Annotated in this window: 13 protein-coding genes; all 13 read right to left on the reverse strand. The window is 52.4% G+C overall.

Annotated elements, in window-relative coordinates; all coding sequences use genetic code 11:
- Positions 1–6 precede the first annotated feature (6 nt).
- The gene (locus V8I28_RS02300) at positions 7–276 is read right to left on the reverse strand and encodes a YggT family protein (protein WP_341778498.1); all 270 of its coding nucleotides are present in this window, start codon (positions 274–276) and stop codon (positions 7–9) included.
- Positions 277–300: 24 nt separating this feature from the next.
- A complete protein-coding gene (locus V8I28_RS02305; protein ID WP_341778499.1) occupies positions 301–735 on the reverse strand; it encodes a cell division protein SepF in 435 nt (144 codons plus the stop codon).
- A 40-nt stretch (positions 736–775) separates the two neighbouring features.
- On the reverse strand, positions 776–2,038 hold the full coding sequence (ftsZ, locus tag V8I28_RS02310; RefSeq protein WP_341778500.1) for a cell division protein FtsZ: 1,263 nt from the start codon (positions 2,036–2,038) through the stop codon (positions 776–778).
- A 24-nt stretch (positions 2,039–2,062) separates the two neighbouring features.
- Positions 2,063–3,394: a cell division protein FtsA gene (ftsA, locus tag V8I28_RS02315; protein ID WP_341778501.1), complete on the reverse strand. Its 1,332-nt coding sequence runs from the start codon at positions 3,392–3,394 to the stop codon at positions 2,063–2,065.
- A 141-nt stretch (positions 3,395–3,535) separates the two neighbouring features.
- Positions 3,536–4,393, reverse strand: a complete 858-nt coding sequence (locus V8I28_RS02320; protein WP_341778502.1) for a cell division protein FtsQ/DivIB — start codon at positions 4,391–4,393, stop codon at positions 3,536–3,538.
- A gap of 33 nt (positions 4,394–4,426) precedes the next feature.
- On the reverse strand, positions 4,427–5,521 hold the full coding sequence (gene murG, locus V8I28_RS02325; RefSeq protein WP_341778503.1) for an undecaprenyldiphospho-muramoylpentapeptide beta-N-acetylglucosaminyltransferase: 1,095 nt from the start codon (positions 5,519–5,521) through the stop codon (positions 4,427–4,429).
- The gene (gene murD / locus V8I28_RS02330; protein ID WP_341778504.1) at positions 5,522–6,901 is read right to left on the reverse strand and encodes a UDP-N-acetylmuramoyl-L-alanine--D-glutamate ligase; all 1,380 of its coding nucleotides are present in this window, start codon (positions 6,899–6,901) and stop codon (positions 5,522–5,524) included.
- Between the two features lie 461 nt (positions 6,902–7,362).
- Positions 7,363–8,334 (reverse strand): phospho-N-acetylmuramoyl-pentapeptide-transferase, encoded by a 972-nt coding sequence (gene mraY / locus V8I28_RS02335; protein ID WP_445928168.1) that lies wholly within the window; start codon positions 8,332–8,334, stop codon positions 7,363–7,365.
- Between the two features lie 22 nt (positions 8,335–8,356).
- Positions 8,357–10,516, reverse strand: coding sequence for a penicillin-binding transpeptidase domain-containing protein (locus V8I28_RS02340; protein ID WP_341778506.1), 2,160 nt, complete (start codon positions 10,514–10,516; stop codon positions 8,357–8,359).
- Complete coding sequence (ftsL, locus tag V8I28_RS02345; RefSeq protein WP_341778507.1) at positions 10,516–10,917, reverse strand: cell division protein FtsL; 402 nt, start codon at positions 10,915–10,917, stop codon at positions 10,516–10,518. The genes V8I28_RS02340 and ftsL overlap by 1 nt, the downstream gene beginning before the upstream one ends.
- A gap of 42 nt (positions 10,918–10,959) precedes the next feature.
- Positions 10,960–11,904, reverse strand: coding sequence for a 16S rRNA (cytosine(1402)-N(4))-methyltransferase RsmH (gene rsmH / locus V8I28_RS02350; RefSeq protein WP_341778508.1), 945 nt, complete (start codon positions 11,902–11,904; stop codon positions 10,960–10,962).
- A 20-nt stretch (positions 11,905–11,924) separates the two neighbouring features.
- The gene (gene mraZ, locus V8I28_RS02355) at positions 11,925–12,356 is read right to left on the reverse strand and encodes a division/cell wall cluster transcriptional repressor MraZ (RefSeq protein WP_233670264.1); all 432 of its coding nucleotides are present in this window, start codon (positions 12,354–12,356) and stop codon (positions 11,925–11,927) included.
- Between the two features lie 200 nt (positions 12,357–12,556).
- On the reverse strand, positions 12,557–12,910 hold the full coding sequence (locus V8I28_RS02360) for a DUF3397 family protein (RefSeq protein ID WP_341778509.1): 354 nt from the start codon (positions 12,908–12,910) through the stop codon (positions 12,557–12,559).
- Positions 12,911–13,079 lie beyond the last annotated feature (169 nt).

Genomic DNA, 13,079 nt, shown 5'->3' on the forward strand with positions numbered 1-13,079 from the left:
GACTTGTCAAACGAACAAACTTAAAACAATGTATTGCAAATATTGTAAGCCGTATTGCACTAACGATAGGACGATGATGGCCACGACTGGGCCAAAACCTAAGGGTCCCACCGAAATAAAATTAAAGTAACTCAGAAATGGTTCCACCAATCGACCGATGAATTGGCCTAGCTTGGACTGGTAAGCCCCTGGCAACCAACTCATTAACGCGTAGACCACAATCAACAGGATATACGCGCTCACCGCCCAACTGAGGACTTGGAAAATAAGATTCACTATTGTTAACAAGGCGTCGCTCCTTTACTTCGTAAACTGCGTTCCTAAATTAGCTGCGACGTCTCCGCTAACTTCAAAGTTATGCGGGGTACACAGAAAGATCTGTTCGCCAATCCGCTTGATCTCGCCACCCACCGCAAATGCGGTCCCGTTTAAGAAATCCACGATGCGTTGGGCCTGAGCCTCATCGACTCTGGCAAAGTTCACAATCACCGCATCGCCGCCGGTCAACTGCTTGGCAATCGACTTGGCATCGGAATAGATTCGCGGTTCACAGATGGCAATGTGACTGGCATTGGGTTTTGCATTGCGCATGGCAACCACCTTTCGACTATCAACCGGCCGATTAGGGGTAGCTGGCGTTGGTTTCGCTACCGGAGCTGATTCAGGTTCCTGATAGTCTTCGTCATAATCATCGTTCACACCGAAAAATTTGCTAAGACTAAACTTCTCCGCCATGGTTGGCCACTCCTCTCATAACGATTACTACCGGAATAGGTTACTTCCGCCGCCGCTTAAAGAATGGTGGCGTGTCTTCACCCTTGTTTCCATCATCAGCTGCATTATCGTTGTTCGAACTTGGGTTAAAAATGTTAAAGTCGGGCTTATCTACCCCGGCAAATTCATCCCGGGACGAACTTGGCTTGGGTTCTGGCCGGTGCGCCGGTTCGCGAATGTCCCAGTTGCCGAAGGGATCCTGGTCGGTCTCTTTAGGGGCCTGAGCGTTCGTGTTATCCGCTTGCTTAGATTGGCTAGCTTCGCGCCGGGCAACGCGGCTATGTTGGGCAGCTTCGCGTTCTTCCTTCTTCTTGTCAATCCCGGTAGCGATGACGGTAACCCGGACTTCGTCGCCGAGTTCTTCGTCGATGGACGTCCCGAAGATGATGTTGACATCGCTGGTAGCGGCATCGGACACGATTTGTGAAGCGGCTTGAGCTTCAAACAAGGACAGGTCCGGACCACCGGTAATGTTCAGTAAGACTTGTTCGGCACCATCGATGGAAACTTCCAGTAATGGTGATGAAATGGCCTTCTTGGTGGCATCTTCCGTCCGGTTTTCGCCGTTGGCAGAACCGATTCCCATCAAAGCCGCGCCTTGATCCTTCATCACCGTCTTGACATCGGCGAAGTCCAAGTTGACGTAACCGGGACTCGTGATCAAGTCGGAAATCCCTTGAACCCCTTGACGCAGGACGTTGTCGGCTTCTTGGAAGGCTTCCATCATTGGCGTCTTCTTGTCGACAATTTCCAGTAAGCGGTTGTTGGCGATGACGATCAGCGTATCGACGCTTTCCTTCATGGCCGCCACCCCTTCAGCGGCGAACCGGGCACGCCGAGGACCTTCGAAACTAAATGGCCGGGTGACAACCCCCACCGTCAGGGCACCACTGTCCTTGGCGATTTTAGCCACGATAGGTGCGGCACCGTTACCGGTACCCCCGCCCATACCAGCGGTGACAAAGACCATGTCGGCACCGTCTAGGGCTTCCGTGATCTGTTCTTCGCTTTCTTCGGCCGCCTTGGCCCCCACTTCTGGGTTGGCCCCGGCACCGAGGCCCTTGGTCAGCTTCGGTCCAAGTTGAATCTTGGTTTCGGCCTTGGAAGCTTCGAGGGCCTGGACATCGGTGTTCGCCACGATAAATTCGACACCCTTAACATCTTCGGTGATCATCCGGTTGACGGCGTTGTTACCCCCGCCACCGACACCGATAACTTTGATATTCGCGCCGTGATTTTGCGCTGAATCTAGTGAGTATTCCATATTTGTGTATTCCTCCATCTCGCGTTAGTCGAAGAAGTCGCTAAAGAACTTCCGGAACCCATCAGTTCGCTTTTTCTTTTGTTTTGGTTGTTTGGCCTTCGGCGCCGGCGATGACTGGTTAGCCGCGTTATTGGCCGCCTCCTTGGCAGCCTCGCGGGAACGAATCTCGTCGGTTTCATCGGCTAATTGGGTGGAGCCCGTCAAAGCACTCTTGATGAGCAAATCAATCTCGCTCAGTCCCCCAAAGTATTTCACTAAGGCCAGGGCCAGCGTGAAGGACGGGTGCCGAAGCCCCATCTGATCCGGAACGTAAACCCGGACGTTCGTCCCAAACTCATCCGTTGCCAAGTCGGTGATGCCCGGTAACGCAGCCACGCCACCGGTCAACACGATACCCCCCGGTAATTCTAAGGCTTGAACTTTGTCTAAGTTGGTCCGCAACCGCTGGAAAATCTGGTCGAGTCTGGCTTCAATAATTTCAGCTAAGTATTTTTCCGAAATTGGCGTTGGTTGACTCTGACCGACCACGTCAACAGGAAATTCATCTTCGTCGCTCGCTTGGGTTGAGTCGGCGTAACCGTAATCACGCTTCAACTTCTCCGCGCTGTCCAGAGAGGTGTTCAGAACCACCGAGATATCCTTGGTGATGAACTGGCCACCCTCCTGATCGACATCAATGTATTTTAATTGGTGATCGTGAATCACAGCGGCCGTCGACTGGCCCCCGCCGAGATCCACCAGGATGGTTCCAAAGTCTTGTTCACCATCGTTCATCACCATCATGCCTTGAGCCATCGGGTTAATAACTGTTCCCCGCAGGTTAAGACCGGCCTGTTCCACGGCTTTGCGGGTATTGTGCATGATCGTCTTGGGGCCGGTGAACAACGTCCCGTGAATCTCAAGACGAACCCCCACCATACCGCGAGGATCCTTAATCCCGTCAAATCCATCGACCACGAATTCGTCGGCTAAAATGTCCACGACTTCCCGTTCTGGCGGCAGACTTTGAATCAAGGCGGCGTTGGCGACCGTCTGGACGTCACGCCCCGTGATTTCACGGGACTGATCGTCAATGGCAATCATCCCGCTGCACGGTTCAATTTTTAACATATTTGCGGGAATTCCCACAATCACATCGTGAATTTCGATGCTGGCCTTCTCTTCGGCTTGTCGAACGGCGCGCTGAATCGCTTCAGCTGCCTTGTCAATGTCCACGATGACCCCGCGGCTGACACCATTCGAACGTTCGTTTCCCACACCAATAACGTTCATCTGCCCTTTAACATTCTCAGCAACAATGACTTTTATTGAGGTGGTTCCTATATCGAGACCAACGTACATCCCTGAATTATCCATAGAAAAAGGAACCTCCTAAGTTAATCTAATATCAACACTGCATGAATTCACTTTTTCCCCTAATTATTTTTCAGTTTACCACATTTACTAGGGGTTGAAAAAGCCTTATTGACGCTTTTTCGCCGTTGCAATCAAAATGAATTATTTTGTAAAGGGGGTCGAGTACGCCCCCACTTCCAAATTGACCACACCTTTTTGCTTCATCTTCGCCGCAATCCCCGGATAATACGCCATTTTCTGGGCAAACGTGGAGATGCTTGCGTAGACTTCGTTCCCGTCGTTCATGAAGAGATGCACCCGGTTAGGATTGTCCTTGCTCGGGGCATCGTGAATCTCACTGATATTGCGTTTAATCTCCGAATCCAGCTTGGCATACTGCAGAATCATGCGGTGTAGCCGTTGGGCACTCTTGAAATTACCATACACCGGCGTCCCACTTTTGGGTTGGGTAACCGATTGTCCACTAACAATACCATTTTCTAAGACTTCATAGTAACGATTTTGCTTCATCACGTAGCCCGCGGTAGCGTATTCGGTGACTTGAATCGTGGCGTGATTTGGCCGTTTAAAGTGAATCGTGACCTTCTTAAGCCGCGAATTCCGTTGCGGCGCCTGGCGCTCCAGCCGTTGAGTGTGTCCCAACAACTTGAAGATTGAATCGCCCGGCTGAATCTGCACGGCGCGCTGAACGCGACGCGCACTCAACGCGTGGGCCCCTCGGACCGTCACGGTTTGCAAGTGACTGAGCGGGGAAACCAAGTAGACCATGGCCCCAATCACCACCGCAAAGCTGGTCAACAGTATGGCTAACCGGCGGACCAACTTGCGGTTCCGTTGGTGCTTTAATCGGGGTAATTTGTCCCCGATGCGTTTGGCCTGGTGAATCCACTTCGGTGCTCTGGCTTGCTTGCGCTGGGCCGCCGCTTTCTTCTGATAACTTTCCCACGGCGTCAGCGTTTCTTGTTGCTTCTTGTCGTTGCGGTTCAAACGAAACTTCACAGCCGCACACCCCCCACTTGCTGGATTAGCGCGCTAGTCACGCTTGAGTGAAAGAACCACGTCCAAGACCCGGTCCGCGGCATCCGGTACCCCTAGTTGTTTAGAGGCGGACGCCATATCTTGCCGCAAATCATCGTCGGTCATCAGTTGGTCGGCCTTGGCCACCAGGGTCTCCCCGGTCAGGTCGGCCTCCTTGATGATTTCGGCCGCACCCACGTTAGCCAACGACCGGGCATTCTTGGTTTGATGATCCGCCGTCACATAGGGACTGGGAATCAAGATGGACGGAATCCCATCGGCCGTAATTTCGGCGATGCTGGTGGCCCCGGCACGCCCCACAATGGCCGCCACCTTAGGCAGAACCTCCGGCATGTTGGGAATGTACGGCTTAATGACCACGTTGTCGCCAATCGTGGTGGCCTTGAGTTGGTCCATCACGCCGTCGTAACGTTTCTGCCCGGTGACGAAGACCACTTGATAGTCCCGCTGGTTAAACGCCGGAATGGCCGCCACCGTCGCCGAATTAATCTTGAGCGCCCCTTGTGAGCCCCCAAAGATCAATAAGGTTGGCACATCATCCTTGAGGTTGTAGGTGCGCCAGCTAAAGTTGCTGACCACCTCGGCGGCTTCCTGGGCCCGGGGATTCCCGGTCTTCACCATCTTGCTGGCTGGCAATTGATCCAGCGCCGCATCGAAGACGTAGGCAATCCGATCCACGTAACGGCTGAGGAACCGGTTGGTAATCCCCACCACGCTGTTTTGCTCGTGAATCATCGTTGGCACGTGCAACCGACTGGCCGCATAGACCACGGCACCCGAGACGTACCCCCCGGTACCCACGACCACGTCCGGTTTGAATTCTTTAATCATCTTCTTGGTTTCGTGGACGCTCTTGAGGAAGAGGTAGAGGGTCTTGAAGTTCTCTAAAGACAGTGAACGCTTAAACCCTTGGATCTTCGTCGACTTAAAGGGAATGCCCTTGGCCGGCACAATGCTACTCTCCAGGCCCCGTTCGGACCCCACGTAGAGGACCTCGGCGTTGGGGTCCCGTTTCTTTAAAGCTTTGATCAGCGCCAGTGCTGGGTAAATATGCCCACCGGTACCGCCACCCGATACGATTAGTCGCATTTACTTTTCCTCCTGCTTACCCGTGAGGTCTTCCACGGCTTTGATAAACCGATCGCCGCGGACCTCAAAGTTCGGGTACTGATCCCAACTGGCATTGGCTGGCGATAAGAGAATAATATCGCCGGGATCGCTCAGTTGATAAGCCACCGGCACACCGGCTTCGGCGTTTTCGACTTTCTTGATGGTCGTAATCCCCGCCTGTTTAGCCGCGTCTTCTAGCAGATCGGCCGTCTGGCCAAAGAGCACGATGGCCTTGACGTGGGCCTTCAAGGAAGGCACAAGCTTCTCGAAGGTGTACCCGCGATCCAGGCCACCCGCCAGTAAGACCACCGGCGCCTTGAAGCCCTTCAAGGCCATCTCGGTGGCTTCCATGTCGGTCGCCTTGGAGTCATTGTAGTATTGACGACCCTCGGCCTCCAGCACGTACTGGGTCCGGTGACGCACGCCCCCGAAACTCTTCAGGACGCTGACGATTGCCGCGGTGCTGACACCCTTGATCTTGGCAACCGCGATGGCGGCCAGGGCGTTCTCCACGTTGTGATCACCAGGTACCTTGATGTCGCTGGCGGCCATGATCCGTTCGCCGCGGAAATACAGCTCGCCATCGGCCTCGTAGGCCCCATCCTGGGTCTTGTTCAACCGGGAAAACGGGACGACTTGAGCCGCAGATTGTTGGCTCAACTCACGCCACTCGGGATTGTCGAAGTTCACCACGAAATAGTCCGCCGCCGTTTGATTAGCGGTAATCTTCATCTTAGCCGCCACATAGTTGGCCCGCGTCTTGTGATAGTCCAAGTGATTGGAGAAGATGTTCGTCAACACGGCAATGTGGGGATGAAACTCGGTGGTCCCGACCAGCATGAAGCTGGAGACTTCTAGCACCAGCGTGTCGTCGGCCGTCACTTCTTGGGCCACCTTGCTAGCGGGGACCCCAATGTTACCGGCGTAAACGGCGTGGCCGGCAGTCCGGTCGTGATCCAACATCTTTTGAATCATCGTGGTCGTCGTGGTCTTCCCGTTACTCCCGGTGACGGCGACCAGCTCGGCCTCGGCCACCTCACTCGTCAGTTCCATTTCGGTGATGATGGGTAGCTTTAATTCCAAGGCGCGCTTAACCACAGGCACATCGTACGGAATTCCGGGGTTCTTTACCATGAGGTCGTAGCCGGCATCTAACAGATCTGGCGTTTGCTTGCCCAAGATCACCTTGAAGCCAGCCGCCTGCAATTCCTGGGCGTCCTTATTTTCTGCCAATGGTTGCACATCACTGACGGTGACCGTAGCCCCCAAACGCTTTAATAATTTTGCTGCATTGGTGCCGCTCTTAGCCAATCCTAAGACCAGCACCTTTTTCCCTGCATATGTCGTGATCTGCTTCATAATGCCGTTCGCTCTCCATTCATTCTTAGTGTTACTTGATTTAATTGTTTTAACCGGTCGGCCGGACTACCGGTCAACCTTGTTCCGAAATAACAGTGGGACAGCTTCGATGGTGCCACGTTGAAAACCCGAACCTTTCGCCACTGATTTCCCTAAATTCGGCACTACCTCTAGTTTATCAGGTTAGCCGCGTTATCTCACTAATTCTGCCAAAATCTACAAGAAATCTTCGATATTCGTCAGGATTTTGGGTTAAATCTGCCCCTCATCGTCCAAAATTCGATGATTTGGGCAACGTCGCGTGGACTGACCGCCTTGCCGTCCACCCAGTAGTCCTGATCTGCAATAATCGGTTAATCTTGTAGCGACGGTCAGCCAAGTCCCTTGTTTCCAATAACCTCTTGACTAAAAAAGGGCTAGCCCCACTCTAACGAGCAAGCTAGCCCATTAGTCGTCCGTGCTTACTTGGCAAGAATCGTCCACACACCCGTCAACGCGGTTACCAAGCCAATTCCCCAGAATGTCAGGTCAATCTTCCATTCACTCCAACCCTTCATTTCGAAGTGGTGGTGAATCGGACTCATCAGGAAAATTCGCTTGCCCGTCAACTTGAATGAGGCAACTTGCAGCATCACACTCGCCGTCTCAATCACAAAGATTAATCCAATCCACAGCAACGATAGTTCATGATGCAACAGGATGGAAACCGCTGCTAATGCCCCACCGAGGGCCAGCGAACCGGTGTCACCCATGAAAATCTTTGCGGGCTTGTGATTAAAGATGAGAAAACCGAGAAGACTGCCGACTACGGCAAAACAAAAGATAGCAATATTAATTTGATGTTGTTGGTAGGCCACGATCCCGTAAGCCGTAAAGGCAATGCTAGCCAACCCACTGACCAGGCCATCCAGCCCATCAGTCAAATTCACGGCATTCGAGAAGCCGACCAACCACAGGATAATGAAGACGGCGTACCAGCCGCTCATGTGCCAGTCGCCCAACCCCGGAACGTGCAGAGCCATGGGTAACTGCTCGTGCGTGTAAACCCAGAATAGAATCAGGGCACCCACGATTTGGCCCAGCAATTTTTGCCAAGCCTTGAGTCCCTCATTTTGACGGTGGAACAGCTTGATACTGTCGTCCCACATCCCCAGCGCCCCGTAAAGGACCAGGATAAACAAGAGAATCCAGGTCGTGGAGAGCATGTGGTGCGGCGCTAACGCAAAGCTCGTCACCAGCGTCATGACGACGATGGCAATGATGTAAAGCAGGCCCCCCATCGTCGGGGTCCCCGACTTTTTCTCGTGCCAGGTCGGCCCCTCTTCACGAATCATCTGACCTTCGTGACGTGCTCTGAAGTAGCGGATTAGTGCTGGCATAAACGCCACGGTAATTATAAAACCACCCAGTAAGGGTATAACGACATTCATCATTTCTCTTTCTCAATCCTCATTCTTATTTATTTTGTTTCAGGGTCACCGTTAACGTTGCGCCGGAGGCAACGGTGGTGCCCGCCTTCACACTTTGTTTCGTGACATACCCGTCACCGATGACGTTGAGCTTTAAGCCCTCGATCTGAGCTAATTTTACCACATCACCCTTCGACCAGCCCGTCAGACTTGGCAGTGCGACGGTGCCCCCCGTACTCAGGAAGACGCGCTGCTTCTGATACAGCGTGGTTCCGGCGGCGACGGATTGTTTGGTGACTTTCTGACCCGTCCCCAACGTGGTGACCGTGGCGCCAGCCTTGGTCAGTGCGCTGGTGGCTGCTGTGAGCGACTTACCGGTAACGGCGGGCATCTTGGCCACCTTGGTAGTCTTGGCCTCTGTATCTTCTTGCAAGGCCCGGGCCATGACCGGCTTCATGATCGAAGCCAGCAGTTGCGTTGCCGTCTTACTCCCGAGGTGGGGTTGCTTCATCGTGATGTACATCACGTACTTAGGATGGCTAGCCGGCACCATGGCCGCTACGGAGTAGAGATAGTTGTCATCGCCCGACAAATACCCCTTCCCGTTACTAACCTGGGCGGTCCCAGTCTTGACGGCCACACGTTGCCCACTCATCTTGTAGTCACTCCCAATACCATAACTCTTATAGACGACATCTTCCATATGTTTTCGGACGGATTTCGCCGTTTTAGCAGAAATTGGGTTGCCCATGACCTTGGGCGAGTATTTCTGAACCGTCTCATTGGTGTTCGGGTCGGTCACCTTACTAATCACGTACGGCTTCATCATTTTCCCATCATTGCTGACGGCCGTCAATGCCTGCAGCATCTGGAAGACCGTGACCTGAATTCCTTGGCCAAACGCCGTATCAGCTTGTTCAATCGGGCGCTGGAACGCAATGCTTCCGCTCAATTCACCAGGCAGACCGGAGTTCGTGCTCTTGAGGAAACGGAAACGGTTGATATACTTCTTCCAGGTCTTGGCCCCCATCTGTTGTTCCAAGTGGGCCATGGCAACGTTACTGGACAGCGCAAACCCCTTGTTATAGGTAATCGTTCCCCACCCGGAGGTGTTCCAATCGGGCACGGTTTGGTTGCCAATCGCGTATTTTCCGGATTGATAGGTGGCGTTCCCATTGTAGTTGCCACTATCAATCGAGGAAGCCAGCGTAAAGATCTTCATGGTGGACCCGGGTTCGTAAGCGTCCTGAACCAACGTGTCCCGCCAGATCTGGTTAATGCCCTTCTTGGTCGTGGCGTTAAACGTCGGCCGTTGCGTGGCGGCGAGAATGGCCCCCGTCTTGGCGTTCATCAAGACCGCATTCATCGAACTAGCCTTCACCTGACTCTGGACACTACTCATTTCGGTTTCCAGCAGCGTCTGCAGGCGCGTATCCAGCGTGGTGTACACGTTGTCGCCGTTCTTAGCCTTCTTCGACTTCTGCTTGGTGCCCGGTAGCTGGTAGCCGTACATGTCCTTCTTAATCTTCTGTGAGCCGTTGGTCCCGGTCAGTTGCTTGTTGAAGGCCTGTTCGATCCCCATCGAGCCGGTTAGCGTGGTCTGGCCGTTGCTGGTGGTCTTGGGCTGCGCTAGGCCAATCAGGTGAGAGGCAAACGTCCCGTTCGGATAGAGGCGGGATTCCTGCTGAATGAAATTGACCCCGCTGAGATGTTCGTTTTGAATCTTCTGCTTGGTGGTCAACGAGATATTCTGGCCGGCCGTCCCAAATTCAACCTGGAACGGGTGCCCCGAACTAGGGTTGAGAATCTTCAAGGCCTTCTTACGACTGATTGGCAGGTACTTCGCCAACACCGTGGCAATCTTTTCCTTATTCGTGGCATACAGTTTCTGTCCATCCACACTCTTCTGCCGCTTGTCGAGCACGACATACAGGGAGTAAACACTGGTGTCCTCGGCAATCGCCTGCCCGTTGGCATCGTAGATGGTTCCCCGCTTGGCCTTCAAGGTCTCGTTGGCCGTGTAGAGCTTCTGGGCAGACGCACTCAGATTGACGTTTTGGACCTTTTTACCAATGGAGATATACGAAAAGCGACCAACGATGAGGATAAAAACCGCAATGAAAAGGAAAAACAGAAACTGGCCAACGTACTTCCGGTTCCTGCGGGGTTGCTTATTCATCATTTGTCGCTTATTTGGGTCTTTCATTATTTGTTAACATTCCTTATACGGTCGTTTTGGAGCGATAGACCTTGCTTTTTAGCAATTTTATCAAGCCGACTACGACTCTGCAACTCATTTATTTGTTGTTGCTTATTGGTATTGCGATTGGTATAGGTGGTCACAGCACTATTGACGCTTTGTAGCTCGTGCTGGGCATTGCTCAATGAAATTTTCGCGGAAACGACACAGACCATCAGCACGGCTAAAACTAGGCCGCACACGGTCATCAAACATTTTTCAAATTTAGAAACCGGTAACTTGTGGCTGTTCGGATTGCCCTGCGGTTGAACCTGGGGCTGCGCTTGCCGTTGCGGTTGTTCTATGTTTGGGCGTTGTTGGGGTTCCGGTGTTAGGGGAACGGCTTCAGCTAAATTATTTTGCGCCATAATTGATCATCTTCCTATGTCAATATTTAGTGATTGGTTTAACTATTTAACTTTTTCTAAAATTCGCAGTTTCGCGCTATGTGCCCGGTGATTGGCCGCTAATTCTGCTGGCGATGGTGTAATCGGCTTGCGGTTAACCAGCTGGTAATCGGGTTGCAAATTGTCCGGAATGACCGGAATACCGTGTGGCAACTCCGGCAGTGAAGAATTTTCCCGGAACATGGTTTTGACTAACCGATCTTCCAGAGATTGGAAAGTAATCACACTCACCCGACCGTTTAAGGCCAGCAAGCCAATCGCCTGTTCCAGAGAATCCTCGAGGGCCCCCAATTCATCGTTGACGGCAATGCGGATGGCCTGAAAGACTTTCTTAGCGGGATGCCCTCCGTGCCGCCGTGCGGCCGCGGGAATCCCCTCTTTGATGATTTCAACCAATTGCCCCGTGGTGTCGATGGGGGCCGTGGCACGGTGCCGCTCGATGGCGCGGGCGATGGGCTTAGCAAACTTCTCTTCGCCATACCGGTGGAAGATCCGCAGCAGGTCGTTAAAGTCCCATTCGTTGACCACGATCCAGGCGGTGAGCTTGGCGCTTTGGTCCATCCGCATATCTAACGGTGCGTCGTGTTGGTAGCTGAAGCCCCGGTCGGCCTCGTCAAATTGCGGCGAAGAAACACCAAGGTCGTAAAGAATCCCATCGACCTCGGTGATGCCCCGAGCATTGAGTTCTTCTTTGATTTGACGGAAGTTACGCTTGATAAAGGTAAGCTTTCCGGCTTCAACGTACTTTTTTAAATGTTCTTGATTGTAAGTAATCGCGGTCTGATCTTGGTCAAAGGCATACAGGTGACCCGTGGTTAACTGCTCCAGAATGTGTTGGCTATGGCCGCCACCACCGAGAGTGCAGTCAACGTAGGTGCCCGTTGGCTTAATGGCTAACCCCGCCACTGCTTCATTTAACAAAACCGTTACATGATGAAAGTCTTCCATGAACACTCTCCTCTCCTGAGCTACATCCCGAAGTCGATTAAATTTTCGGCAATATCGTCGAAATCTTCTTCGGCGGCGGTGGAAAATTGTTCCCACCGTTCTTGACTCCAAATTTCAAAGCGGTTCGCCACACCTACAATCACACATTGTTTAGTCAGTGCGGCATGTTCCTGCAAAGATTTGGGTAAGTTGATGCGACCCTGTTTATCCAGTTCACATTCCGTCGCGGCGGAGTAGAAGAACCGGACAAAAGCCCGGGCATCTTTACGGTTAACTGGCAAGGCTTTCAATTTTTCTTGCAAGGCTGACCACTCGGACATGGGATAACCGAATAAACACCCATCCATGCCGCGGGTCACCACAAATTGTTCGCCAAGCTGTTCCCGAAATTTCGCGGGAATAATGAGCCGGCCCTTGGTATCAATTGAATGTTCAAATTCGCCCATGAACATGGCCATTACCCCCTATTTGTAACTATTGTCAAGTTTACCACATGCCCCCACTTTCTACCACAACGTTTCCGAATTTTTATAAATTTCCCCACAAAGCTTAAAAAAGCCGCGGCGAACATCTGTTCACCGCGGCTGGAAGCCCTTCATATTTCACCCAAAAACCGGTTCAATAATCAAAAATATTAATATTTATGCATTAACTAACTAATTACAAGTAAGAAACAGCTCACGAATCCTAGTAGCCAATAGAGGTCGGTCAGCCGCCAAAAAGTCTTAAAGAACGTGGGATATAGAATCTCATGATTGCGAACCGCCTGAATCAACGTGACCAACACGCCAATCAGCATCCAGCCCATCACCAGCCAGGGCAGAATCAGTCCAGCCCCCGCCGGAATTAAGACCAATGAGCAAATCAAAAAAAGTGGTGCCATGAGATCCCACGTACTCAGCCAGGCCGGCCAATGCCGACGCAACAGGCGCTTGGCTCCCCGAATGATCAGGAACCCAATCGCCAATACCGCCAGTTGCCCACCCGGCGAGGTCCAAAACGTCATTTTACTTCCCCCCACTGCTAGTCTCCGTTATATTATAGAGATTTCAGGAGGGACTTGCAATCCGGGATTTGTAACATCTCCTTGACAAGTTGGCTGAACCTGTTGCATTTCGACCGGTGCCACGGTAAACTAGTTGAGTAAAATGGGACGTAAAGAGGTGGCTATTCAC

The organism is Levilactobacillus sp. HBUAS70063 (assembly GCF_038374745.1).
In the GTDB taxonomy this organism is placed as follows: Bacteria; Bacillota; Bacilli; order Lactobacillales; family Lactobacillaceae; genus Levilactobacillus.

Coding starts and splice junctions, on each gene's coding strand:
- V8I28_RS02305 (WP_341778499.1), bottom strand. CDS start 735: ATGGCGGAGAAGTTTAGTCTTAGCAAATTTTTCGGTGTGAACGATGAT.
- ftsZ (WP_341778500.1), bottom strand. CDS start 2,038: ATGGAATACTCACTAGATTCAGCGCAAAATCACGGCGCGAATATCAAA.
- ftsA (WP_341778501.1), bottom strand. CDS start 3,394: ATGGATAATTCAGGGATGTACGTTGGTCTCGATATAGGAACCACCTCA.
- murG (WP_341778503.1), bottom strand. CDS start 5,521: ATGCGACTAATCGTATCGGGTGGCGGTACCGGTGGGCATATTTACCCA.
- murD (WP_341778504.1), bottom strand. CDS start 6,901: ATGAAGCAGATCACGACATATGCAGGGAAAAAGGTGCTGGTCTTAGGA.
- mraY (WP_445928168.1), bottom strand. CDS start 8,334: ATGATGAATGTCGTTATACCCTTACTGGGTGGTTTTATAATTACCGTG.
- V8I28_RS02340 (WP_341778506.1), bottom strand. CDS start 10,516: ATGAAAGACCCAAATAAGCGACAAATGATGAATAAGCAACCCCGCAGG.
- ftsL (WP_341778507.1), bottom strand. CDS start 10,917: ATGGCGCAAAATAATTTAGCTGAAGCCGTTCCCCTAACACCGGAACCC.
- rsmH (WP_341778508.1), bottom strand. CDS start 11,904: ATGGAAGACTTTCATCATGTAACGGTTTTGTTAAATGAAGCAGTGGCG.
- mraZ (WP_233670264.1), bottom strand. CDS start 12,356: ATGTTCATGGGCGAATTTGAACATTCAATTGATACCAAGGGCCGGCTC.
- V8I28_RS02360 (WP_341778509.1), bottom strand. CDS start 12,910: ATGACGTTTTGGACCTCGCCGGGTGGGCAACTGGCGGTATTGGCGATT.